The organism is Ensifer sp. ENS10 (assembly GCF_014852025.1).
Lineage (GTDB): Bacteria > Pseudomonadota > Alphaproteobacteria > Rhizobiales > Rhizobiaceae > Ensifer.
On record NZ_JACVAS010000008.1, the window covers coordinates 70813 to 92608 of the forward strand.

The 21796-nt window shown below is 59.0% G+C and carries 27 protein-coding genes; 11 read left to right on the forward strand and 16 right to left on the reverse strand.

The genetic code is table 11. The annotated features are described in order from the left end of the window. Nucleotides 1-56: 56 nt before the first annotated feature. The gene (locus IB265_RS24650) at nt 57-419 is read left to right on the forward strand and encodes a TM2 domain-containing protein (protein WP_113737541.1); all 363 of its coding nucleotides are present in this window, start codon (nt 57-59) and stop codon (nt 417-419) included. Between the two features lie 107 nt (nt 420-526). Further along, on the forward strand, nt 527-742 hold the full coding sequence (locus tag IB265_RS24655) for a hypothetical protein (protein WP_162770991.1): 216 nt from the start codon (nt 527-529) through the stop codon (nt 740-742). Nucleotides 743-811: 69 nt separating this feature from the next. Here IB265_RS24655 and ligD read toward each other — a convergent pair whose 3' ends face one another. After that, nucleotides 812-1810, reverse strand: coding sequence for a non-homologous end-joining DNA ligase (gene ligD, locus IB265_RS24660; RefSeq protein WP_246806029.1), 999 nt, complete (start codon nt 1808-1810; stop codon nt 812-814). A gap of 58 nt (nt 1811-1868) precedes the next feature. On the opposite strand from ligD, the gene IB265_RS24665 reads away from it, so the two are divergent. Then, complete coding sequence (locus IB265_RS24665; RefSeq protein WP_113737557.1) at nt 1869-2132, forward strand: hypothetical protein; 264 nt, start codon at nt 1869-1871, stop codon at nt 2130-2132. A gap of 3 nt (nt 2133-2135) precedes the next feature. Here the strand turns inward: IB265_RS24665 and IB265_RS36525 are convergent, their stop codons facing one another. Beyond that, nucleotides 2136-2447: a hypothetical protein gene (locus IB265_RS36525; RefSeq protein WP_246806030.1), complete on the reverse strand. Its 312-nt coding sequence runs from the start codon at nt 2445-2447 to the stop codon at nt 2136-2138. A gap of 34 nt (nt 2448-2481) precedes the next feature. Between IB265_RS36525 and IB265_RS24670 the strand changes: the two genes are divergently transcribed. The 4 genes from IB265_RS24670 to IB265_RS24685 all read left to right on the forward strand — a co-directional run bounded on the left by IB265_RS24670 (nt 2482) and on the right by IB265_RS24685 (nt 5411). Next, a complete protein-coding gene (locus IB265_RS24670; protein ID WP_192495223.1) occupies nt 2482-2658 on the forward strand; it encodes a hypothetical protein in 177 nt (58 codons plus the stop codon). 4 nt (nt 2659-2662) lie between these two features. Continuing rightward, the gene (locus IB265_RS24675; RefSeq protein ID WP_192495224.1) at nt 2663-3073 is read left to right on the forward strand and encodes a hypothetical protein; all 411 of its coding nucleotides are present in this window, start codon (nt 2663-2665) and stop codon (nt 3071-3073) included. A gap of 1298 nt (nt 3074-4371) precedes the next feature. Beyond that, nucleotides 4372-4638, forward strand: a complete 267-nt coding sequence (locus tag IB265_RS24680; protein ID WP_113737951.1) for a hypothetical protein — start codon at nt 4372-4374, stop codon at nt 4636-4638. 212 nt (nt 4639-4850) lie between these two features. Next, on the forward strand, nt 4851-5411 hold the full coding sequence (locus tag IB265_RS24685) for a YidB family protein (protein ID WP_057252422.1): 561 nt from the start codon (nt 4851-4853) through the stop codon (nt 5409-5411). A gap of 508 nt (nt 5412-5919) precedes the next feature. On the opposite strand, the gene IB265_RS24690 is transcribed toward IB265_RS24685, so the two are convergent. The 10 genes from IB265_RS24690 to IB265_RS24735 form a co-directional block, all read right to left on the reverse strand. After that, nucleotides 5920-6285 carry a hypothetical protein gene (locus IB265_RS24690; protein WP_057252426.1) on the reverse strand — a complete coding sequence of 122 codons (366 nt, stop codon included), beginning with the start codon at nt 6283-6285 and terminating at the stop codon, nt 5920-5922. 98 nt (nt 6286-6383) lie between these two features. Then, nucleotides 6384-6557, reverse strand: a complete 174-nt coding sequence (locus IB265_RS24695) for a hypothetical protein (RefSeq protein ID WP_192495225.1) — start codon at nt 6555-6557, stop codon at nt 6384-6386. A gap of 12 nt (nt 6558-6569) precedes the next feature. Further along, nucleotides 6570-6890, reverse strand: a complete 321-nt coding sequence (locus IB265_RS24700) for a cell wall anchor protein (RefSeq protein WP_192495226.1) — start codon at nt 6888-6890, stop codon at nt 6570-6572. Between the two features lie 28 nt (nt 6891-6918). Further along, complete coding sequence (locus IB265_RS24705) at nt 6919-7443, reverse strand: N-acetylmuramoyl-L-alanine amidase (protein ID WP_192495227.1); 525 nt, start codon at nt 7441-7443, stop codon at nt 6919-6921. 494 nt (nt 7444-7937) lie between these two features. Further along, on the reverse strand, nt 7938-8315 hold the full coding sequence (locus IB265_RS24710) for a hypothetical protein (RefSeq protein ID WP_192495228.1): 378 nt from the start codon (nt 8313-8315) through the stop codon (nt 7938-7940). Continuing rightward, entirely contained in the window at nt 8302-8646 is a 345-nt protein-coding gene (locus IB265_RS24715) for a hypothetical protein (protein ID WP_192495229.1), read from the reverse strand. Before IB265_RS24715 ends, IB265_RS24710 begins: the two co-directional genes overlap by 14 nt. Further along, nucleotides 8646-9728 carry a pyocin knob domain-containing protein gene (locus IB265_RS24720; RefSeq protein ID WP_192495230.1) on the reverse strand — a complete coding sequence of 361 codons (1083 nt, stop codon included), beginning with the start codon at nt 9726-9728 and terminating at the stop codon, nt 8646-8648. The genes IB265_RS24715 and IB265_RS24720 overlap by 1 nt, the downstream gene beginning before the upstream one ends. A gap of 12 nt (nt 9729-9740) precedes the next feature. Further along, a complete protein-coding gene (locus IB265_RS24725) occupies nt 9741-11261 on the reverse strand; it encodes a hypothetical protein (RefSeq protein ID WP_192495231.1) in 1521 nt (506 codons plus the stop codon). Beyond that, a complete protein-coding gene (locus IB265_RS24730) occupies nt 11261-14017 on the reverse strand; it encodes a DUF1983 domain-containing protein (RefSeq protein ID WP_192495232.1) in 2757 nt (918 codons plus the stop codon). The genes IB265_RS24725 and IB265_RS24730 overlap by 1 nt, the downstream gene beginning before the upstream one ends. Nucleotides 14018-14024: 7 nt before the next feature. Then, nucleotides 14025-14429, reverse strand: a complete 405-nt coding sequence (locus tag IB265_RS24735) for a DUF6950 family protein (RefSeq protein ID WP_192495233.1) — start codon at nt 14427-14429, stop codon at nt 14025-14027. Between the two features lie 312 nt (nt 14430-14741). Between IB265_RS24735 and IB265_RS24740 the strand changes: the two genes are divergently transcribed. Next, complete coding sequence (locus IB265_RS24740) at nt 14742-15299, forward strand: hypothetical protein (RefSeq protein ID WP_210334579.1); 558 nt, start codon at nt 14742-14744, stop codon at nt 15297-15299. 6 nt (nt 15300-15305) lie between these two features. Here the strand turns inward: IB265_RS24740 and IB265_RS24745 are convergent, their stop codons facing one another. Genes IB265_RS24745 through IB265_RS24755 form a run of 3 tightly spaced genes read right to left on the reverse strand, consistent with a single transcriptional unit; the run spans nt 15306 to nt 18669 of the window. After that, nucleotides 15306-15899 carry a DUF2163 domain-containing protein gene (locus IB265_RS24745; RefSeq protein ID WP_192495235.1) on the reverse strand — a complete coding sequence of 198 codons (594 nt, stop codon included), beginning with the start codon at nt 15897-15899 and terminating at the stop codon, nt 15306-15308. Next, nucleotides 15896-16564 (reverse strand): hypothetical protein, encoded by a 669-nt coding sequence (locus IB265_RS24750; protein ID WP_192495236.1) that lies wholly within the window; start codon nt 16562-16564, stop codon nt 15896-15898. The genes IB265_RS24745 and IB265_RS24750 overlap by 4 nt, the downstream gene beginning before the upstream one ends. Continuing rightward, nucleotides 16564-18669, reverse strand: coding sequence for a phage tail length tape measure family protein (locus IB265_RS24755; RefSeq protein WP_192495237.1), 2106 nt, complete (start codon nt 18667-18669; stop codon nt 16564-16566). Before IB265_RS24755 ends, IB265_RS24750 begins: the two co-directional genes overlap by 1 nt. A gap of 60 nt (nt 18670-18729) precedes the next feature. Here IB265_RS24755 and IB265_RS24760 point away from each other — a divergent pair, with 60 nt between their 5' ends. The 3 genes from IB265_RS24760 to IB265_RS24770 are packed head-to-tail and all read left to right on the forward strand — an operon-like array spanning nt 18730 to nt 21055. Further along, nucleotides 18730-19125: a hypothetical protein gene (locus IB265_RS24760; RefSeq protein WP_210334580.1), complete on the forward strand. Its 396-nt coding sequence runs from the start codon at nt 18730-18732 to the stop codon at nt 19123-19125. Nucleotides 19126-19161: 36 nt separating this feature from the next. Beyond that, on the forward strand, nt 19162-20172 hold the full coding sequence (locus tag IB265_RS24765; protein ID WP_309140455.1) for a hypothetical protein: 1011 nt from the start codon (nt 19162-19164) through the stop codon (nt 20170-20172). Nucleotides 20173-20179: 7 nt separating this feature from the next. Next, on the forward strand, nt 20180-21055 hold the full coding sequence (locus tag IB265_RS24770) for a DUF4238 domain-containing protein (protein ID WP_192495238.1): 876 nt from the start codon (nt 20180-20182) through the stop codon (nt 21053-21055). A gap of 347 nt (nt 21056-21402) precedes the next feature. On the opposite strand, the gene IB265_RS24775 is transcribed toward IB265_RS24770, so the two are convergent. Continuing rightward, nucleotides 21403-21792, reverse strand: a complete 390-nt coding sequence (locus IB265_RS24775) for a hypothetical protein (protein ID WP_192495239.1) — start codon at nt 21790-21792, stop codon at nt 21403-21405. Between the last annotated feature and the right edge of the window lie 4 nt (nt 21793-21796).

Here is a 21796-nt window from a genome sequence, read left to right on the forward strand (position 1 = left end):
AACTTGTATTGTGGGACCATTCGACCTCATGGTTGTAGTGCGTTGGGGGCAAAATCATGAATCTTTCCACTGCCGAGCAGATACTGGTTGAGCAGCGCGTGACGAACGAGGCGAAATCCGTGGGTGTCGCCTACCTGCTATGGATCTTCCTTGGTGGCTTCGGAGCGCACAGGTTTTATATCGGGCGCACCGGAAGCGGGATTGCAATGATCGCTTTGCTCGTGATTGGCCTCGTCACCGCGGGCGTTGGAATCGGGGCTCTGTTTATTGTCGCCTTGGGTGTATGGCTGCTAGTCGACCTGTTTCTCATCCCCGGGATGATCCGCAATCATACGAACGCGGTGCGAGAGAGCTTTAGCGCGCAGATATATGCCGAGAGCCTGGTCGCTGTTGAACGTCTCGGGCGGGCTGCGCAATGATCAGGAAATACGGAAAACTAGTCTGGTTCTGTGCTTGCTTAACGTTGCTTTCGGCCAATCAAGCATTCGCGTTCACTCTTACCAGGCGCATAAGAGTCCCGGACTGGATGGACATCTATCTCATTGAGTTTGGGGTGGCTGTGTTCTTTAGCTATGTGGGCCTGCTGATAACGAAACCGCGTGGTGTGCCTGTTAAGCAGCTTTATCGATTGCATCTTCCACCACTCGCAAATTTCTTCCGCATCCTCTTTGGGGCCATGTACATGATGATGCTAGGTATGTTCTTCACTGGGATGTTCTTAAGTCGGTTCGCAGAAAACTGACGGTAGATCTGCCTCTTTCGCCGCGCGCATAATTGGCAATTGGTTTGGAAAGCCTGCAACGAGGCAGGTTCACTGCACTGCAGTTCGCATTGGCTGCGCATTGATCTCGTAGACATCGGATGGTCCTTCCATCTCTCGCACGCCTTTGAAGGAAGGATGCCGAAGCTTTCCATCTTGCGTCCACGCGCGATACTCGACTTCGGCTACCAAGAGCGGACGGGCGAAAACCGCCCCCTTGCGCTTCAATCCTACCGGCGGCTTCTCCGCTGGGATTGCGTTGAGCAATTCGCGAAGCGCGACGGATTCCTGATTGCTCCACCCAGTGCCGCACCCTCCGACGTAGATGAGATCATCACCCTTCCTCGCGGCCAGGAGCAGCCGGCCAATTGCGCCTGGCATGGTCGAAGGCTCATAGCCGACGATCACGAACCAGTCGCGCCGCGCGCATTTGATCTTCAGCCATTCCGGCCGGCGGCCTGAGTGATAGGGCTTATCCCGTCGCTTGGCGATGATGCCTTCGAGACCATGCTCGCACGCGACGCGGAAGAACTCGGCGCCGTCGGCGTGCACCTCCTCAGAGAAGCGGATCGCGCCAGTCCTTCCAGAGACGATCGGTTCGAGCAGTTGCCGGCGTTCGGCAAGCGGCATCATCCGGAGGTCTTGGCCGTCGAGATAGAGAAGATCGAAGGCGAAGAAGAGGATCTCGGCGGCATCATGCAGGCTAGGACGCCTGCCCACCGCGCGCTGCAGCAGACCGAAATCAGAACGGCCCTGGTCGTCGAGAACGACGGCCTCGCCATCGAGGATCATGGAGGAGTGCCCCAGCTCGCGCGCCTCTGCGACGATCGAGCCGAACTTCTTGGACCAATCATATCCGCCGCGCGTGATCGCCCTCACCTCGCCAGGCTCGACGTGCACCGCCAGTCGGTACCCGTCCCACTTCACCTCGAAGGCCCATTCCGGACCCTTCGGCGGCTTGTCGACGAGGGTTGCGACGCAGGGATCGACCCGCCGCGGCATCGGCTCGGACAGCGGTGTGGGAGTTGATCTCCGAGGTGTTTTAGCCATGACGCATTAACGCACGAACCAGCGAAAACGTCTAAGCTGCCGCACGAGGAGGAACGCCATGCCGAAACAGCCGATATTTTCAGCTCCCAAGCGCGGTGAAGCCTATCCCGATCGGGATCTGGATTGCCAAATGGCGATGGAGGAAGTGTTCCGGGCAGTGGCCGAGGAAGCGCAGGCCGTTGGCTGGTCTGAGCGAGAGGTCGCCGACGCGCTGATCGAGCTAGCACATAATCATTGGTTCGCGCTGGACGCCAAGGACCGCATGTTCGACGAGGCCGCCGGCGTGCTCATTCGCAAAGCAAAGCCAGCAGCGGTGCATTGAGGGCTAGGCCGCGCCCCTCCTCAGATCTCCATCCGCCGGCGGGATAAAGACCACCGACACCAGGCGCGACCCGCAGCGGGGGCACCGGAGCCGGGAAGCAAGTATTGCGAGGGGAAAGTCGCGGCCGCGCGTCGTGACGAGCGTCAGCATATCGAGATCATAGGTCCATGTGCATTCCCGGATAGACTTCAGGCCCTCGCGCTTGCCATACGCGCAGCGCGCCTTGAGGCGCCATCCGAGGCTGAAGGCTTCACCGATTGTCTCGACCATAAGGTTGAAATAATATAAGAACAAAAGAAGAACAATCTTTAGCATTCGAATTCCCCAAATTTGGGGAGGGAGGCCTACTGTGAGCGACGATCCATCCGCCGCAAAGAAGTCAACCGAAGGCCCCAAGGCGCACGTCTGCGAGCACCCTGGCTGCAAGCAATGGGGCGGCTTCGGCTTTGCCATCGGCAAGGGCCCGTCCAACTGGTTCTGTTTCGAGCACCGGCCGGCGGTCTGGTCGCCTTCGAAGCAAGCATGATCCCATGACCGATCACCGGAGCCTCGATCAAGGCATCTACATCCGCCTCGTGACCACACGGGAGCCAATAAAGCGAGCGTTCGCCGGCACTGGCCGATCACGGCGGCGCGAGAAATCGAGCGCTCATTGGATTGCTCAGTCCATCGTCACCGGCATCCGCGGCAATCACCGTATCGAGCGGGACGGTGTGGCAATAGACGAAGCAGAAATCGTCGAACTACTGGCGGACGAACTTTGGAAGGTGCCCGAGGCGATAGCTAAGGATTTCGTCGGCGTTGATGCCAGCAAACGGGACGATGCTAAGGCGGCGATCACACATGCGCTGCTAACGGCCCTGACCAGCCGTTTCGAATGCACGTTCTTTCAGCCTGAGAATCGCGGCATGGGGCCATCGTCCTATCCGTCGTGTCGTTGACGAAAACAACGGCGCGGAACGACTTTGATGAGCGTGCGTTATTAGAGCGGGCTCCGTTTCTTCCGGGGCTCTGCCACCCTTCCTTCTGGCCCCGGGCGACGCGTTTCGGGGCCATTCTTTTTGGCTCGCTCCCTGCCTGGGAACCTTTTCGCCGTATGTGCGTTTCGGGCGTGTCCTGGCCCCGACCTCCCCCTCGGGGTCACAGGCCGGCTTCACCAAATCCCCGGAGTGAAGTCCGAAGCAGCCTCTGGCCTCGTCACCCCGACGAGGCCATTTCTTTGCGCAGTCTCCATAGGCGAAGGGAAGCGCACGCGGCTGGGAACAATGCTCGTACGGACGGGTTGGAACTCCAATAAGGAGTTCTGCCGATGATCCTAATCCCACCTGAATTTGGCTGTCGCGCCGGCGAGGGGTCTGATCCCTCGGGACTTATCGCCTCCCTAAAATATGCGCTGGCAGCCGAAGCTCCATTTGATACGCAAGGCCTCTGCTTTAGAGCGCTCGGAAACAGCGTCGTGATCGAGGGCCAAGTAAGTGCCGCCGGCGCGGACGAGTTTATCCGCAGGGTTGCTGAGGATATAGCGGGCGCCGATCGGGTTGTCGTACGGGTCGGGTGTCCCGTCGGACCATTTCCGAACGGTCCACTGGATAAAGGTTCGGAACCCGGAGACCGAAGTCTGGCCATCGGAGCGAAAATTGCGCAACAGGTGGTAGTAGTCGCGCCTCCCCATCTGCGGAGTTGGCTGGATAAAAAAAGACCCCGCTGAACGGGACCTGAGGCGAACCAGCGCCCGGCTTTTGCTAGCCGGTCGAGAACGCGAGCATCAATGCCTCAGTAGGCCCCACACCTTGCGGGGACGCTAATGGCAGCGGGGCCTAGAGGCGCCTCGATCGACCGGGTTGAGGATCGAGAGCATTATAAAACGTAGGGGGGAGGAAAAGGTTCCGCCATGGGACTTCCCCCCATATGGCCGCACAAAGGTGCCTTCGGAAGCAAAAAGGAGGACGCGACGCGGATGGCCCAACTCCACCCCCGTCATTCGGTCACCGCCTCGGACTTAGGTCTGATAACTCCCCCGCAAAGGTCCTACCCGCATTGCCGAATCTCATTCGCGTTGCCATTCCTAGTTGAGCGTCAACCGCACTTGGCGCGAGTGACCCCGGAGCGCGTCCCAGCCCCAAGCACTGCGCGCTCTGGGGTCCGGCTCTCTACCCCCAAATTTTAGGAACCATTTCTGCGCCTAGCGGATCTACTTAGTGCCGCCCTACCCTTCCTGCTGGATCAAAGGAGGATTGAGATGGCCCAAAGCAAGCGGCGAATGATGAAGCCGAGCGAAATACCAGATTTCGTGTCTGAGCTGATTGCGGCCGGCTGGGAGATCACCGCCATAGGCCACGACAAGTACGTGCTTGGCGATATCGAGGAACAGCATCGAGCAAGAGACGAACTCGACCGCATAACCGAAAAGTACGGCGACCGCGATAGCCTGAAGCTGGAGATTGTCGCCTACCTCTGGTCGATCGGGCGATACATAGAGATTGCCTCAGAAGGCACGCGGCATTAGCGCCCACCGAAGCACTAGGCTCAGGACCCATTACTCTGGCAGGCTGCAACCACCTGTTTGTGTGGTGAACAGCGCGGGCCGATTTCGCCTTGCATCTGGCGATTTCAACGGAACCTGGAAGGTGCCGGGACGTTGACGGTTATGCGACCCACAGCGGCGACCCGAAAGAGCCGCAGCGATCATCAAACAACAACACGTCAGGGAGACGAGCAATGGTTAGCAACGCATTGAAGGCGCTTCTGGGGGTTCTGGCGGTCGCCGGCTACCAGAACCGGGATAAAATTGGCGAGTTGTTGAAGGGGCTCAGAAACCCGGCACAACTCGGACCTGATGGTCAACCGCAAGCGGGCGGAGGATTGGGCGATCTTCTCGGAGGACTGGCGGGCGGCAGCCAAACGGGCATGGGTGGTCTCGGAGGTCTTGGTGGCCTGTTTGGGGGCGCTGCCTCAGGAGGTGGGCTCGGTGGAAGTCTTGGCGAGTTGCTCCGGCAGTTTGAACAGAAGGGGCACGGCGAAACGGCTAACTCATGGGTTCGCCCCGGGGAGAATAAGCCAGTCGGCGATCGCGAGCTGTCCGAGGTGCTTGGCCCAGAGGTGCTCAACGACCTCTCGGCACGCACAGGCCTGCCCCCCGCGGAAATTCTAAGCCGTTTGAGCCGCGAACTTCCGACGGCCGTTGACGATCTCACTCCGAACGGCCAGTTGCCATCTGATGTGGATGACGAGGCAGGCGCGCCCGGCTCCGTCCCGTCGGTGAAGCCCCAGATCGTGTGAGGCCACGACGTTCCGGCATTAGATTCAGGTGATTAAGTGTACTAGGGCTCGTTGGAACAGTATCTCTCTCTTTTTGGCCCCGCCCCATCGGGCCATTTCTTTCCCTGCACGGAAAGATTGATTTCTGTCATTGTCAAATAGAAGGTGAGCCGCCATTACTGGTTGAGCGTCATCACACCATTGACGCTAGGCCCCCAGAGCACGACCCGCCCCAAGCACTGCGCGCTCTGGGGTCCGCTTAGGCGAAGGGTCGACATGTGAAAGCCCCTCTTCATCACGAAGGCGACGCCGCCGGCCACCATTGCACTTTTCTGTGCGTGCGCTGGGAGAACATCTTCCTCCGCCAGCCACAATCTGACATTGTGCGCCACCGAAAGGAGGCAGCACATGTCCTACGATTGGGAAAGCTCCAGACGGCAACGGTTTAGGCACGCTCGGGTTTGGCTTTTGATCGCCTTGGCAGCTTGGCTGGTTGTCCTCGCTCTAGCGCCATAATTTCGTGCGTCGTTTATCTCCTCAACTGCCCGCCTTCGACCCGCTGCAAAATCTCCTTGATCACCTTCAGATCGCCGGACTGCTGGCTGACCAGCGTTTGCAGATCCTTGATCGCAGCGGCTGTCGACGTCGACGACTGTTCGGTCGACGCAACGCGATAGGCGAGGTTGTCGATCTTCCGCACTTCGGATTCGAGTGCACGGAACCGCTCTTCGCTCCGGGCTTCCATTGCGCTGCGCCACTTCTGAAGCTCCTCGATGTCCCGCCCCTTGTTCACCCAGATCGTGACGCCGCCAACACACATGCCGAAGAGGGTCACGAGCTGGATGATCGTGTTCAGATTCCATTCGAGTTTCTGTGCGCGCTTCGGGAGTTCCATCGGTTGATCCTCAAGCCCCATTATGCCCCTCGTTGTCTTCAATGCCGCTCGTGCTGAAAATGATGGCGGGCCCCCGAGGTTGAGAGCCCGCGGATGCTTTACTGCTGGTTCTTCGGCGCCAGATAGGTCAGGACTGCCGGCAGGCCGATTGTGAGCGCGTAAAGCGCGAGATAGCCATACCAGGGCGTGCCTTCCGGCATGAAGGGGATGCCGACAGTGCCGACCCCTGCCCCGCCGACAGCGGCGGCGATGGCTTTCGAGACATTCTGCATGATGTTTCCTTTCTACTGAGCCGCGCGGGCTTCTTTGAGGGCGAGAGAAACGGTGGCGTAGGCGGTCGCAGCGACGACGAGCGCGTTGGCAGCCGTGACGCTGCCCGGATCGGTGCAGATGACGCGAACGCCGTCGTAGGCGGCCTTTTCCTTGGCGATGGTCGAAGGCTTGATGTTGCCGGAGACCGAGGCCGCGATGAACGCGGCATGAGCCGTTTCGAGCAGAGCGCATGTCTTCGGCAGGTTGTTCTTGATCGTGGTGTCGATCGAGCCGGTGGTGGTGCAAGCGGACAGCACAAAGGCCGCCGCCGATACGATGATCAGCGAACGCATTTGATTTCCTTCGATGTTGGGAGGTTGGTTAGAGGCGTGCTTTGACTTCGGCGCGCATCTTGTCGCCGCATGCTTTGGCGCCGATGACGTTCGGCGCGAACGGGAGCCGGGTGAAATCCCACTTGCCGGCCTGCTTGATGCCCAGGTTCGGCTGAACCTCGGCATGGGAAAGGATCGTCTTCGGCGTGACCGGGATTTTGTAGAACTCGGCCAGGTGCGCGATGACCTCCATGGCGCGGTGCCACTGGGTTTCCGTTATCGGGAACTTGCCGGCATGGAACGGACTTTCGATCGCGCCGGCCATGCATGCGAGCGAAACGCCGATCGAGCCGGTGTTGCAGCCCCGCGTGTGGGCCGCATAGTCGTCGTCGGACGTGCTTACGTTGTCGGCAATCGTGTGATCGCCGCGGACCACGTTGCCCGATCCTTCGACGATGAAGTGATAGTGCTCCTTGTCGAGCTCGGATGCTCGATAGGCGCCGGCACTCCAATGCGCGATGATACGCGACATCTTCACCGGCTGGAGCCATTCCAGCGGTAGGCGGTATTTCATAGCGATGTCCTTTGAGGCTTTGTTAGAGAATGCGCGCCACCATCCAAGGACGGCATGATGCCGGCTGGGGAACATGATGGGCTATGATTGGAATGGCGCTCGCGGGCGCCGGATGAAGATTGCGCGGTATGGGACGGCCGTCGCGCTTGCCGCGTTACTGATTTCTGTCGCATCCGAGGTCGTGACGCGAGCAATCTAGTCAAGGCCTTTACAAATCCAGCCTTTACATACGCGAGTGACGCTTTTCGGAGAGAAACAGACAATGGATGCTGTGGGTGCGGTCGTATTGATAGCAGGGCTGTCTTGGCTGGCGAGAGTCCCCTTAGCTGAAAGTGCCCTACGCAACGCCGATCAGTCGCGACATCTTCCTGCTGAGCAAAGGGAAGCCCGTAGTCAGTTCCTAGAATGGCTCGCGACATTGCCGGGTTGGCCAGGGGGCGCGCTGCTCTCGATAGGCGGGTTTATGATCTGGCTATAACGTACCAGAGGTTCGGCTAGTCGGGCAGTTTCCCGCCTATCATGGCAGCCCGCTCCATCGGCCAGACGAACGGGCACGCCGCATCAAGTTCGATCAGGAACTCTTCTACGCTCGGCCGTATGCGCTGGGCGGCCAACACCTTGGCAAGCTCGGACGTCGAGAAGGTCCAGACAGCGGAGCGCCAAACGAACAGAGCCTCGGCCTCGGCCGCAAAGCCCTCGTTAGGATCGTCACGATAGCCGATCGCCGTATGGATGTTGTCGTAGTGCCGCTCGTTAGCCTTGGTGTCGAGGTGGCGCTGGATCGCGGCAGTAAATGCGGTCCGCAGAGTGGCCATCGCCTCGGCCGCCTTTTGCTCGGCGGTGATGATTTTGGCGGGATCAGGCGTCCACATCGGCTGGTTCCTCTTCAATCAATTGTTCAACGGGTGGCGGATCGAATGGCAGGGCAAGCGGCCCGTCCGGAGGATTGTCGAGCGCAGCCGGAAAGGCGACCGCTTCCGAGGGATTGGCGCCGTGCGGCAGGATCAACGTGAGATGAAGACGGCCGGCCACTCGCTCGACCGGCCCGATGATCCATTCGCACGGGATCTCGCCTGCCGGGATCGTTGCGCCGTCTGGCAGGGCCGAAAAGTCGAAAGCTGCGCCGTTGATCGTCAGGACGTCGCCGGCCTTGACGACGGTCAGCGTGTCATCGCTCCGGGTTGGTGAAAGTGCAATTTTCATTAGAACCACCTTCCTATAGCCATCGCGTAACCGTCGACGACGGTGCTTTGCGTCAAGTGCGCCCAATGCCTGACATACGCTTGAACTGTTGATGTGGGACGCCCGGAGGTCCAGCGCTGCCCGGTCTTGATGGACAAGTTGACGGAGAAATTCGCGTCAATGAAAGCGCCGGGAAGGTTCCAAGGCGTGTCGGGAGATGCAAAGATCGGCCCCGCTGCCGTATCGCACGCCAGCGGAATATTATTGGAAATGCAAATCATGATGCCGTTGGCGTACCTAAAGTACCAACCGTTGGCGTTTGAGCCCCTATCCATGAGGCCGCCAGTCGGCACGCCGGCATCCTGCGATACCGCCTGCAAGACATCGTAGCCGGTCCAAAGTTTTCGCCAGGCGGAAAACACCCCGCTCGCACGCGTTCTTACGAAGATCCACTTGTTGGTAAAATCGGCAACGATTTGCACGGCGTGGGTGTTGCCTCTGGTGAACACCACCCCGCACAGAAAGGCAGTGTTGGGACCGTTCGCAGAGCCGCTCGCGGAGTTATAGAAACCGGAATCAATCGCGGTGTCCCAGTCCGTGATCGTTTGCGCGCCGGTCCATAACCGCTGCGGGAGCTGGTTGTTGGGGATTTCTCCAAGCACGTTGTATGCGCCCGAACCATTTGTCGCGCCGACGAGCTGCCGAGCGAACGCCGTAAAGATCGTAAGCGCTGACGCGCCAGCCCCAGTGAAATATGGCAACCGGTCGGCCGCCGGCACGAGAGAGGCGATCGCCGACAGCGAGGCATTGTCCAGTCGCTGAAGGTAGGTCGCTAGCGCCTGCGCATTGGCGACCGTTTGCTCGCCGTACGCGGTATCTCGCACAATCGCATAGGAATAGGTGCCGGTCGCACCCCGCCATTTGACGGCCGCGGTGATCGCGATGTTGCTGTCGACCGAAAGGATCGGCAACGAGTTGCCGCTGGCATCGACGAAGATCGTGCCCCCGGCGATAAGCGCCGTCTGCCAGGCCGTGCCTACGCCGGTAACCACAGCACTGCCGTTCGTCAGGGTGATTGTCCCTGTCGTGTAAGGAGTAGTCATGTTGGGAGCTTCCTAAGCTGGAATGCCGAAGATGTAGTAGCGAATGCCGCCAGGTGCGTAGGCGCCGGAAGTTTGCCAGGTTCCGGGGCTGTCGCCGCGATTGTAGTAATCGCCGACGTTGCCGGCGAAGGTGTAGAACCGGGCATTATTCGCCGTCAGTTCACAGAAGGTGCTTTCCCCGGCATGAGCCTGGCCGCTGTAGGGATATTTCAGACGCTTCACGAACGGCAGCCGCCACATTGCGCTCCACGACATCGGAAGGTTGTTCTGCCCGAGGCTCGCACCGTTGCCTGCGCCGTGGTGTGTAAGGTATTTCACCATCGGGAACATGCCCGTCCCATCAAAGGGAATGTCCGTGATGACACCATTGCCGGCGCCGAAGGCGAAATAGCCTTCCTTGAGGATTTGCACCTGCGGCCAACGGGTATCGATGACGATATCTGCCCAGCCCGGAGGATCTGCGGAACCCGGTCGCAGGAACTGCACGACACGCCCGCCATCCTCGAACTGCCGAAGTACCTTGTTGGATCCGCCTGTTGGGCCGCTGATATCCTCCATGTAGAGCATGAAACGCGCCCGCATTGCCTTTGAGGCCTCGAAGCCGATCAGGCTTCCGTCGAACCAGTACTCCGCTCCGAAATCGAGTACCTGCGGGTTGGACGGATACATGATCGTCGCGCTGTCGTAGAAGTGAACATCTAGCGCGACCGTGTCTGGCAGTGGAATGCCGGTCTCGTAGTAGCTCACGCCGGCGGGAAGCGCGATGTCAGCGGCAGCAATGACCTTCACCGGCAATTTTGAGGCGTCGAAAGCCATCTGCTGAACGGTCGCGGTATCGACATTGTAGCCCGGCTTGGCGATCTTCAACTCGGTCGATGATATCTTGATGGTCTTGGTCCCATTCGGAGCCAAGACCGGAGCGTCATCCGGCGCGACATTGTTCCCCGGCAAGTTCCAAACGTTCAGACGCTTGTCGCGCGATCGGAATCTGTTGAAAGCATCAATTCCGTCACTCTGCGTGACGATGATCGGCATCCCATAGGCGAAGTTGCCGAGATTGTTGTTGAGAACCATGTTCTCCGCCCAACCCATTTGGGCGTAATTCCCCACGGCGTAATAGCCGCCCTGACCACGGTAATATTCACCGCTGTCGGTCCAGGCGACCATCTGTTGATTGTAGCGGTTGCTGCCGCCCCCTTTTTTTGCCTTCACATCAAACAGCGGGACGTTGTAGCGGAGTGTCGGGAACGCCGTGTTGCGAAAGCCCCAAAGCGTTCCCTGCGCAACGGTGAGCGACATGTATGTGCACGTCGCGGAATTGCTTCCCGGTGGATAGTAGGTGACGCCGTTGCCGGCTTGGAACGTGTTCACGACCCAGATGTCACACAAGTTCGCTTGAATGCCGAGTTTGCTGTTGTAGAGGAACTTCCACCGCTGGCTGTCCGGTGTACTACGCGGATCGTCAGCGCTGTTCTTCATGATTTTGATACAGGCAGCACCCGTGGAGTCGATGCCAATCATAGTGCGGACCATCAGCTGTAAAACTCCAGAGTGCCGGCATTGAGGTTAAAGTCGACTTTGTTGTTCAGAGCCAGAAGCCTTCCCGAGCGGATCAAGCCCGCATTGGCAATATTGAGTTTCAGCTCACCGTTCTCGATGACGATCGGCAGGAAGGCGTTGCTGCCACCGTTCCAGACGACGAACTGATCCGCCTTCACCGCAAAGCGCGATTTGAGCACGCCCCCCTCAGTGTAGATCTCGATGTAAAAGCCACTGTCCTTGAAGGCGGCGGCGAGGGTCGCCCGAAGCATCACCGAGAACCGGGCATTCACGCCCGACTGGTCGGCCGCCGCCTCAAACTTCACCAGACCGCCGGCGAAACGACCGTTCACATCAGCGCTCACGCCATTGATGCTGGTCGACAATGCGCTATCGGCATTGGCGCGCGTCTGCTCCTCGGTGATGAGCCGCGCCAGGTTGTTGCCAACCGTGGCGTCGAGCTGAGTGACGGAAGTGCTCAATGCGCTATCCGCGGTCGCTCGGGTGCTTTCCTCGGTAACCAGACGCGCGAGGTTGGTGTCGACCTGAGCGGTGAGCGAGGTGATCGAACTCGCCAACGCACTATCGGCAGTGGCGCGCGCCGTCTCTTCGGTAATCAACCGCGCCAGATTGCTACCAACTGTGGCGGTTAGGGCGTTGTAAAGCTGCGCCATCGCCTCGTCGTCAGAAGCACGCACGCGCCTTTCTTCGATAATCTGCGCGAAGGCATCGCCGACTGCGGCTTTCAACTCCTGCCGCTTGATCTCTCCGACCGCGCCTTCGAGAGAGAAAGCGGTCGTCAGATCCTCGAACTTTCGCCAGACACCATCAAACTCGCCCTGAAGCTCTTCAAATCGGTTCTTCACATCGTCGCGAACCTGACCGAGCCCGACCTGAACGCTAATCGACCCCGTGGCGGTTGCCGTGGTCCGCCATGGCGTGAAAGTCCGCAAGCGATCGGGATTGGTCTTGATTGTCGCCCGGGCCACATAGACCTTGTCCGATAGGACGTTCTTCGTGGTCCGGTACCGACCGGTTTCCGGCTCCGCACACTGGTCGGTGAACTCTTCAATCGTCCCGTCGACGCGATACACAAACAGGACGTCAGTGATGGTCGGATCATCCGGCGGGTCCCAGACGAATTCGAGCGCCGGCACGTCATAGCCGTTTCCGCCTTGGATCATGCCCCCGAGGACATTGAAATTCTGCACCGTGAAGAGTTGCGAAGGATTGATCGGCGCTACGGGCGGAATGACGATCGGACCCGGCGCGATGTCGGCGTCGTCATAGATGTCGGCGCCCGCCTCGGTGAGTTCGAGTGTGCCTTCGAATTGCTCCGAGAGCCGCCATTCCGCGACCATCCAGGTCTTGCCTTCGTAGGTGACCCATTCACCTTCCTGCACTGCAAAGCCCACGCGACGGCTGACGGGAACCGTCGCCGTGCCACCCTTGCGGTTCTGGCGATAGCGGATGTTGAGCAGATATTGAGCGACGTCGGCGTCGTGCACCTGAAGGAAGTCGTTGGACGTTTGCCGCGGGCGCTTGTCGGCGGCAACGTCCGCATTGACGACCACTGTCTTCAGACTTTCCGGATTCCACATAGCATCCGGAGAGGTGAACTGGCCGGATAGATGGTTGTAGAGCGCAAAGGCCGACTTGCGGAGCTGCTTCTGCTTAGCGCGCTTCGCCGGTATGTCCTGCGGCGTGATGTCGAGAACAGGGATCTGCGGCGCGCCGACGATGACGCCGGAAAGGCCGCGCCTGTTGACGCCATAACCCGCCATCGCGTCATCGAAGGCAGACAGCGCTTCGGTATGGTCGGTATCGCCGTCCACCCAAAGCGAACACTGATAGACCGGCTTTCCCTTCCTCAGCGTGCGGCAATAGTTGATGGCCGTGAAATAGGACGCGAGATCGAGCTGGCCGAGGCTCTTGCCCTCGCCCACAATCGTGCGGCCAGAGCGCAGACCTCGGAGCCCAAGCTGATAGTTGAGGCGATGGATCGCCGGATTGAGCGTGTGCACATGGGTCGAAGGATCGTTGAGACGCTGCGGGCCGTTGCCGCCCGCGACCGTGGAATCTTTCGTCGGATCGTATTCGCGAAGGCCGCGTAACACCCATTCAAAGTCCGGGCGCCCCCTGCCAGCATCACGGAAGAACTTGAGATGATAGTAACGGTAGACGACGACGTAGCAGAGGCCACTCAGACGGCTTGTCGCTTTCCACGAATTGCCCAGAGCGGCAGTCTTTGAGACAAGCTCGGCATCAGCCACCTGCCCCGGTCGACCGTCATAAAAGCGAATATCGATCGAGCTGTTGCCGTCGCCATCAATGTAGCCTTCGACGAAGTAGCGAGCGGCTTCCCCGCCAACCACAGGCTTCGCAACAAGATTAGCCTTCGCGCCAAACATATAGACGTACGGCTCCAGCCCATCGCACCAGCCGTTGGCCAGAATGAAGACGTCGGCATTCATCTTGTTGCCTTTGTCCCACTTGGCGTAGTAGGCGCGATGTCCCTTCGTCTTGCCAGTGCCGAAAAGCGAGCCGGCAGGAACGTCGCCGCCCATCTGCACCTGCCCTTGAACGGCAGTGAACTTCTGCTTCTTCGGCTGGTTCGCATTCGAGAAGGCGAATTTGGTACCGAAGGCCAGCGCCCCACCAATCAGCTTCGCTACAGAGATGGACGCGCCGAACAGCGACAGCGTCGCCGTGCCCGCCAGCAGCGTGCCGATTGAAGAGAAAATTGCCATTTAGGAACTATCCGAGATGAAAGGTCGCGATGACGTCGGAAAGGCCATGATCGGAACGGCCTCTCTCGGTTTTGGTGGTGAAGCGAAGGCCGTTGCAGACGCCGACATGCTCGGCGCCATCGGCAAGACGCAGAATGACCAGGTCGAAGTATTGCGCCGACGCGGCGCCTTCCGGTTCCTGACCGAGTTCAGCCGACCAGAAATCGACAAGGCTCGAAAACCCGCGCCGGCGCAACGCGATATGCGCGCCCTTCAAGGTCTTGTAGGCGCTGCGATATTTCTCGACGAGCGATGTGCCGTGCAACGCGTCCGCCATGGCGCAGCCGAGGTGAAAGCAATCGGCCAAGCCATAGGCATAGGGGGTCGACAGCTCACGCGTGAGCGTGGCCGATCCAATACGGAAACGTTCCATGAAATCTCTCGATGACACGACTATGAATTGCAATTAGACAATCGGCACGGCGCGCGATTGCTGTGACCGTTCGAAACAAGAGGATCCGTTGTGCTTCGCTTCATTGCTGCGGCGCTCGCCGTAGTCGCAATTTCGTTGCAGCCCGGGTCGCCGGCAGCGGCTCCATCCAGCATGATTGCTGACAGGCAGTCAGTGACGCCTGCAGACTTGGTACCGAGCTCAGTTTTCAAACTTGGGATGCCAATCGGTGAGCTCGAAGCACTACTGGCTAGGGATTTCAGGGGTTGGAAACGCTCCGAGACAACACGAAGCTTGAACAACCGAAAAGACCCGAAACTTCCGACGTTTGCCAAGGCGCCCTACCTGCAGACAATACACATCACCCATGTGGACGAACGAGAAGGTGTCCGCCGGTCCTATTCGCTTGCGTTGGCTTCGCCCTTAAGCGGAAGCCGTCTCTACTCTGTGGTTCTCGAGCTTGAGGCGCTGGGCCCGTCAAATGATCTCGGGTCGGTCATCACCGTAGCCCCGTATCTCTACGGCATGTGGGGGGATGCCCATCGTGGATCGCACAAGCGCGACCGCGCACGCTTCACCTACCTCTTCGATTGGCAAGGCCAGCTCGTTCGCGACAACGGCGCGAGCTGCGCTCCTTTGTTCCCAGCCATGGTCAGGTTGGATGAAAAGACGCCCGACGAAGTGATACAGGTTCTCGCAATGGTCGACTCATCTGGCTGCGGCGGTTCCAAAGACCTTCACCTCCGTCTGCGAGACGATGGCACCACGATCATAGGATCGCGGTTCTACAATTCCGACGTCACGATCAATCCTCGCGACGTGCTAAAACGTGTGCGCTACGGCCAACCATAGACTTCCTTAGCGTGAAACCTGTCCCCATTCTTCTGGGATCGTTCCGACTGTGGCGACATATTCGAGCCCCGTGTCGGTTTCGTCATTGTCAAATTGTTGCTCGGCCTGAGATCGCTTCACCAGCGTCTGACCTCGCGCCGACCGACCGGGCGGCTGAAGCTCGATTGTGACCGAGAGCGTGCGAGTGCCGTTGTCATCGACAGCGCCCTTCTCGTAGCGGACGTTGTCAATCTCATAGATACTGGAGGCAAGGATGCCGAGCACCTGGTCGCTGTTCGGCACGCCGGCGAGATGCGTGATGATGACCGGAGAGTTGGGGTAGTCATAAAGTTCAAGCTGCGCAATCGCATCCTCGGGATCCGTGACCGGGATGTTCGAGAAGCGCACCGTTCGGCTGGTGACCGAGACCCCGAGCGCGCTGCGCATCTCCCCCGGCTGAATGAACCGGTTCGGCAGGTAGGTCAGCCCATTGTAAGTGTAGAGCCGACCGCCCCGATGATAGCCGACCCTCTTGCCCGGCAGATCGAAGCAGATCAGGTCGATACGTGAAATATGCCTGCTCTCAAGCGCAGCGACGACGGCGGGATCAAGAATGCTCATGAGTAGAAAACCTCAGTTGCCGTGAACGAGGGAGAGCGGTTTGCCCATGATTTCTTCCCGTCGTAACTGCCGGGATCGATTTGCATGGTGCACGACGGCTTCTCGAAATGAACGGTGCAAGTTGTGTTGAAGACGCCGGTATCCAGGCCGTATCGGATCGTCAGCGTCGCGACGCCGCTTCCGTTTGCGGTCGCCGGCGCGATGATCCGATGCAGGGACCGCACAAGCTGGCTCTTCCTGATCTCGGCGTAGTCCCCGGCCGACAGACGGAACCCAGCAGGAAGCCCGGAAACTACGATCGTGGTCGGGTTCGTGATTGCTTGAAGGACGGCATCGCCGTTGAATGCCCCACCCCCGGCTTTGGTGCCGGAAAGCGGGAGACCCGTGTCGTGAGCTAGAGGTCGGGGCCGGAAGACATCATGAGCCAAGAACGTTTGCCCATTGTCATCAAGCTGCATCATGAAAGCATCCATGACGCCAAACTCAGGACGAAGCAGCGGACGGGTCACGTAGCTGGCGACCCAATAGGGCGTTCCGAACGTCTGGCTTTCGGTTCGGCGGCCTTCCATCTGATCACTATTGCGAAGCTGGATTGGGTCGAACCTGCATTCGGCCCAATCCTTCCGTCCGTCGGTGAATTTCGGAAGAGGGACTGGATCCGGCATCAGTAGACCTCACCGCCGTTGTCGTACTCGTTTCGCTTGCCCTGATCGTAGGCGCGGATGTTCTCGATGGTCACGTTCTCGCTCTCCGATCGGATTGTCGGCCGGAACATCGGTCCTTCTTCACCGATGACGCGAAGGACGACCTGCGTCGGCTGCGGTTGCGAGGTCGAGCCCGACTGAGCGGAAGCATTGGTGTTCGCCGGGCGATACAGGCGGTGGTTCGGTATCACTTCTTCGCCGCCCTTAAAGCGCACGAGCTCGGGCCCCTTTTCCCCGACCCAGGCAACGCCAGGACGAGCCGAAGGCGTACCGGTCGCGTAACCGCGCAGGCCTGCCCAGGGATCAGCAGCAGACGAGCCGCCGAAGATACCGCCGAGAAGTCCCAGCAGACCACCGCCACCCTTCCCCGCGTTGCTGACGGTGAATACCGCGTTGATGACATCGGTCAGTAGCTTGTCGGCGATGCGATCGAGAACACCGAGCGCTGCATCACCGAAAGATCTCCAGACGGATTTTCCACGTTCGAGACCCGAGAAGAAGTCGTCGAAAAACCCTTGGGTCAGCATCTTGCCGAAGTCGAGCGCCTGGCCCAACAGCCGGGTCTCTTCCTCGATCGTCGCCATGGTCTCGGCGAGGCCAGCCAGTTCGCTCCTCTGGGCGTCAGTGAGCGAGATGCCGCGCTGCTGCGCTTCGTTCAGGAACTGCTGCTCATATCGGAGCGCGGCCGCGGCCCGTTCTGTCAGGCCCATTGCGTCCCGCTCCGCCTCGAGCATTGCGATTTGACGCTCCGCCCCGGCGACAATGTCGGCATATTTCTCCTGTTCGCTCTTGCCGGCCCGCTTCTTCGATTTCTCGTCGACGTCGGTCAGGCCCTTGGCGAGCTCGCGGAGCTTGTCAGATGCGGCCGACGCGCCGCGACCGATCGCATCGACAACGCCGCCGACGTAGTCTTTGCCCTGAGCAGAGTTGTAGGCGTCGCTAGCTGCCCTCATCGCTGCCCCGGCTGCTCCCGGGTTGGGGTTCTCTGGATGGCCGAATTTCACAGGAGGAATGATCATGCTGTTGTATGTTTCGGGGCTGAGGGGTTGCCCGATCGATGCCATCCAGAGGGCATACTTGTTGATCAGGTTGTTGAGCCCATCGACAGCTTTCTGCACCATGCTTTCAATACCATCGATCACCCTTTTGGCAGTCGAATAGACGAAGTCCGAGATCGCCGCTGGCAGCTTCCCCCATACCGCCTTGATGGCCTCGTAGCCGCCGACGAACGCTCCGATAACGGCATTGGTGCCATTCTTCGCGTCGGCGACGATGTCGCGCCCGAAGATCTCCTTCAGCTCGTCGCGGAAGACGATTGCCGCCGCGACTGCCGCAGTGATCCCAGCAACGAAAGCGATGGCAGGGTTTGCCAACGCGAACGCAGCGGCAACGATACCCAGCTGAACGACAAGACGACCGAGCAGCGCGATCAAGGAGATGATCCCGCCGATGATCGTCGGGGCATATAACAGGGTCAAAGCGGCTGCCGCTCCAACCGCAAACGGGGCGATTGGCTCCAACACGTCAGCCAGAGCGATAAGCACAGACTGGGCAAGTTTTGCCCAATCCACGAATTGCAGAAGTGCCGCCGCAAGGGCGATCAGACCAATCGTGACCAGGCTTACCGGCGAAATGACCGACAGGAAGGCTTCACCGAGCCCCCGCACTGGGTTCTCCATCGTCGATAACACAGCGGCGAGCTGAGTTCCCTGCTGCAAGGCAATCTGCATCGGCCCCATGCCCATCTGGGCGGAAACGGCAATGTCCTGGAACTGAGCGGCGATGTTGGCGAGATTGCCCCTCCCCCCCGCGTTGTGACTGTTCTGGTTCGCCGCCACATTCATCAAATGGATTTGCTTCGATGCTGCCGCAGCAGCGGCGCCCTCGGCGGCATATGCCTTCGCGGCAGCGGACGCCGCGCCAGTCACACCACGATTTGCGGTGGTCAGTCCTTCAACCTCCGCCTGCGCGCGTGCGGCCGCGCCGGATACCTTGTTCAGTTCCGTCGTGGCGCGCTCGGTCCCATCCGTTTTAACCTGGATACCGAGTTGGGCAATGTCTGCCATGGCTTTTCCTTTTCGGAGAACGTGCGCTATCGTCCCGCCGTTTCAATCGGAGGATGATTCATGCGCTCTGTTGCTAGTTTGGCTCTTGCCGCTGTTTTGATAGGCGGCCCAGCGTTCGGAGCCTGTAACGCAAACCTTCTATCGGTCGAAGACTGGTCGGCGCGGCGCCTCGATGATCAAAACATTGAGGTCAGGATCACCGTTAAATCACTCGCGCAGAAACCAATCCGAATGCTTTCCGCCGACTTTGGCTTCAAAGATGCTCTTGGCGGACACGTCGCAGCCGATACGTTCGACCGCGACATAACGATACCAGCTAGTGCATCCGTCACAGCCACTAAGAACTGGCCGATGACCTTTGAGCGTCTTTTGAAGCTACGGCACGATGAAGTCGTGGCATCTACTTGCGTTCACGGCGTCGTCTACGAAGACGGCACCAAGGAAGAGTTCAAGTAGGCCGCCTTCTCTAGTTCGATAGTCCAGGACCTGATCGTGCAGTTCGAGTACACTCCTCCGCAAACCTCCATCGAGCAAGCCTTGGGCGGCTTCCGCTGCATCAACGCATTCGGTCCCATCCAAGCCGGAGATGACGAGCGTTTTCTCGAATTTCTTTCTCGCACCCAGGTCCCACCGCGGACAAGTGTCTACATCGATTCGCCCGGTGGCGACGTCGAAGCGGCCATGACCATCGGCAGAACAATCCGAGATCACTGGTTCTCCACACACATCGGCCAGTATGTACTGGACCACAACGCAGATGGCGAATTCATCAAGAAGCGGCTGTTGCTGAGCGGACAATGCATGAGCGCTGCAACATTGGTCTTCTTGGGTGGGCGACTGCGTTACCTAGCTGACGATGCGAAGTTCGGCGTGCACCAATTCTCGTTTCGCAATCCTACCCCAGACCACGTAGTGCGATCGCAGATACTCTCAGCAAAAATCGCACGATATGTCAGCGATATGGGTGTTAGCTCCGAGTTCCTTGAGCTTTCATCCGCCACATTAAGCAATGCCATCGATATCGTTCCCGAGGAAACTCTCCTGGATCTTCGCGTTGTCACTGGGGGACAAACTCCCGTGGAATGGTCCATCCAAGCAATTGACAACGTCCTTTATGTACGCGGCGAGCGCGACAACTTGTACGGCCATCACAAGATGCTTCTCGGATTCGCCAAACCAGCCGGGTTCTTCATTCATGCTGTCATCGAGTCGCAGGGCCGTGAAAAGGAACTAACAGAGTTTCCGCTTGTCGAATTGGTCATCGGTGAAACCGAACACACAATCATCGACCTGTCTGCCCGATGTGCACGGGCTGTCGAAGGAATTTATACGAACATATCTTCAGATCTGACGAAGCAGGAAGCTGAGCAGGTCGCATGCTCCGATGCGTTCGGAATTCGCGTCAGAGGAGGTCCCGATGCGGAACTCTTCCTAGGCGTCGGGACGATGTCCACCGAGGGCGGCGCTACCAAACTGCGGTCGTTCTTTCACAACCTAAATTGAGTGGACGATGTCGAAACCCAAGCGCCACCACTTCGTCCCGCAACTATTGCAGAAACGTTTTGTCAATAACGACGGAAAGCTGTGGGCGTTTGACCGTCGGAGCCCGAGCGGGGCCCCCTACTCGACGTACCCCAACGACGCTCTCCTCGAAGGACAACTCTACACCGTAAAAGAGGCCGACGGTTCTCAGAATGCCGAGTTGGAATCGTGGTTCAGTCGACTCGAAAGCGAAGCCGCTCCAATAGTTGATAAGATGGTCGCGTCGGTACGAGCGAAACGGCTACCGCATCTAAATCTCTCTGAGCGAACTACCTGGGATCGATTTTTCCTTCAGCAGTGGCGAAGAGTGCCAGACCTTTTCGAAAGCCTACTTCCAAGTGAACAGTTCAAGAAAGATGTAATGGAATTGCTTGACGAGTTCGACACCGTCCTTCGACCGGTGTCGGCGGAGGAGCGACAAAGATTGCTTCAGAAATCCGAACTGAAGCGCATGCGAGGAAACGTCTTTGCAACGACCTTACTGGAGGAGAGCGAGGAGGCATTGGACTTGCTTGGATCGCGAGGCCTAGCATTCTTACGCGTCAAGAACCCCCACAAGTCAATCATTCTGGCCAGCCGCCCCGTAGTTCGGTGGGGATTTAAAGACAACCCGCACTTGTCGGACCCCCGGACGGAAATGTGGCTTCCGATCTCAGCCGATATAGCTGTGGGCGTTGGCCGTTACGACGTGCCTGAGTTTCTCCGCGAGCTTACCGACTCCGAAACACGCTTTCTAAATGAGGGACTTGCGCGTCAAAGTTCTCAGATAGTGGGGAGGTCCTTCGAGTTGATAAACTCTTTACGTAGGTTCGTCGGGGACGGCCAGGTGAGTAATCGGTATTGATGCCTAGCCATCTGCCTCACGAGTCCTAATCGCCTCGCTCTCCTTCTCAATTTCCAAGCAGAATCGGATATCCATCGCCCGAAGGGTACTCACCTCTTCCCTTGTCACGACATTTCCGAAGAGTTGAACCCAAGCGACAAGATCTAGGTTCGAGATCGGGACCGGTCCTGAGAACCCCGGCGGCTGTGACTGCCGGAGTTCCCAGAACCAATCCCAGATGAAGGCGCCGTTCTCGGGCACGTCCGCTTCCGGGCTTTCCGTCTCAAAGGCTTCGTTTCGTTCGCGCCTGGTCTCGCCATCCTTGTCACGGACGCTGTCGTAGCGAGCAATGACCGCGACAGCCTCAGCTAAGGCCTCGCCGAGCTCTTGGTAAAATTTGCGCGGTCCTCCGCGGCGGAAGCGACCTGGTCATAGATCCACCCCGCTTCTTCCAGGACCTCTCGTGCCTTCTCGAAGTTGCACTCGGGCTTCTCACCTTTCCAGTCGTGATCGCCCCAGTCCCAGGAGGCGATCGCGGCCGCCGCCCGGTCCAGGTACTCTGCCTCGACCTTGGATGCCGTCAGCTTCTTCTTCCGGCTGGCGAGGAACTTATCGCTGTGCTGCCGCGCGATGCGCTTGACCGCATCGCTCTCGGTCGAGCGGATCATGAAGCGGATGCCGATCGGCTCTTCGGTGTCCGGGCCGGTGAGCTTCAGTTCGTAGAGCTGTTCGGAATTGACGAGCTTGGAAATGTCCATGGTT

What these genes read in the sequence shown, in the direction of transcription:
- IB265_RS24650 (WP_113737541.1), top strand. Translation starts at nt 57, where the DNA reads ATGAATCTTTCCACTGCCGAGCAGATACTGGTTGAGCAGCGCGTGACG.
- IB265_RS24655 (WP_162770991.1), top strand. Translation starts at nt 527, where the DNA reads ATGGACATCTATCTCATTGAGTTTGGGGTGGCTGTGTTCTTTAGCTAT.
- ligD (WP_246806029.1), bottom strand. Translation starts at nt 1,810, where the DNA reads ATGGCTAAAACACCTCGGAGATCAACTCCCACACCGCTGTCCGAGCCG.
- IB265_RS24665 (WP_113737557.1), top strand. Translation starts at nt 1,869, where the DNA reads ATGCCGAAACAGCCGATATTTTCAGCTCCCAAGCGCGGTGAAGCCTAT.
- IB265_RS36525 (WP_246806030.1), bottom strand. Translation starts at nt 2,447, where the DNA reads ATGCTAAAGATTGTTCTTCTTTTGTTCTTATATTATTTCAACCTTATG.
- IB265_RS24675 (WP_192495224.1), top strand. Translation starts at nt 2,663, where the DNA reads ATGACCGATCACCGGAGCCTCGATCAAGGCATCTACATCCGCCTCGTG.
- IB265_RS24680 (WP_113737951.1), top strand. Translation starts at nt 4,372, where the DNA reads ATGGCCCAAAGCAAGCGGCGAATGATGAAGCCGAGCGAAATACCAGAT.
- IB265_RS24685 (WP_057252422.1), top strand. Translation starts at nt 4,851, where the DNA reads ATGGTTAGCAACGCATTGAAGGCGCTTCTGGGGGTTCTGGCGGTCGCC.
- IB265_RS24690 (WP_057252426.1), bottom strand. Translation starts at nt 6,285, where the DNA reads ATGGAACTCCCGAAGCGCGCACAGAAACTCGAATGGAATCTGAACACG.
- IB265_RS24695 (WP_192495225.1), bottom strand. Translation starts at nt 6,557, where the DNA reads ATGCAGAATGTCTCGAAAGCCATCGCCGCCGCTGTCGGCGGGGCAGGG.
- IB265_RS24700 (WP_192495226.1), bottom strand. Translation starts at nt 6,890, where the DNA reads ATGCGTTCGCTGATCATCGTATCGGCGGCGGCCTTTGTGCTGTCCGCT.
- IB265_RS24705 (WP_192495227.1), bottom strand. Translation starts at nt 7,443, where the DNA reads ATGAAATACCGCCTACCGCTGGAATGGCTCCAGCCGGTGAAGATGTCG.
- IB265_RS24710 (WP_192495228.1), bottom strand. Translation starts at nt 8,315, where the DNA reads ATGTGGACGCCTGATCCCGCCAAAATCATCACCGCCGAGCAAAAGGCG.
- IB265_RS24715 (WP_192495229.1), bottom strand. Translation starts at nt 8,646, where the DNA reads ATGAAAATTGCACTTTCACCAACCCGGAGCGATGACACGCTGACCGTC.
- IB265_RS24720 (WP_192495230.1), bottom strand. Translation starts at nt 9,728, where the DNA reads ATGACTACTCCTTACACGACAGGGACAATCACCCTGACGAACGGCAGT.
- IB265_RS24725 (WP_192495231.1), bottom strand. Translation starts at nt 11,261, where the DNA reads ATGGTCCGCACTATGATTGGCATCGACTCCACGGGTGCTGCCTGTATC.
- IB265_RS24730 (WP_192495232.1), bottom strand. Translation starts at nt 14,017, where the DNA reads ATGGCAATTTTCTCTTCAATCGGCACGCTGCTGGCGGGCACGGCGACG.
- IB265_RS24735 (WP_192495233.1), bottom strand. Translation starts at nt 14,429, where the DNA reads ATGGAACGTTTCCGTATTGGATCGGCCACGCTCACGCGTGAGCTGTCG.
- IB265_RS24745 (WP_192495235.1), bottom strand. Translation starts at nt 15,899, where the DNA reads ATGAGCATTCTTGATCCCGCCGTCGTCGCTGCGCTTGAGAGCAGGCAT.
- IB265_RS24750 (WP_192495236.1), bottom strand. Translation starts at nt 16,564, where the DNA reads ATGCCGGATCCAGTCCCTCTTCCGAAATTCACCGACGGACGGAAGGAT.
- IB265_RS24755 (WP_192495237.1), bottom strand. Translation starts at nt 18,669, where the DNA reads ATGGCAGACATTGCCCAACTCGGTATCCAGGTTAAAACGGATGGGACC.
- IB265_RS24760 (WP_210334580.1), top strand. Translation starts at nt 18,730, where the DNA reads ATGCGCTCTGTTGCTAGTTTGGCTCTTGCCGCTGTTTTGATAGGCGGC.
- IB265_RS24770 (WP_192495238.1), top strand. Translation starts at nt 20,180, where the DNA reads ATGTCGAAACCCAAGCGCCACCACTTCGTCCCGCAACTATTGCAGAAA.
- IB265_RS24775 (WP_192495239.1), bottom strand. Translation starts at nt 21,792, where the DNA reads ATGGACATTTCCAAGCTCGTCAATTCCGAACAGCTCTACGAACTGAAG.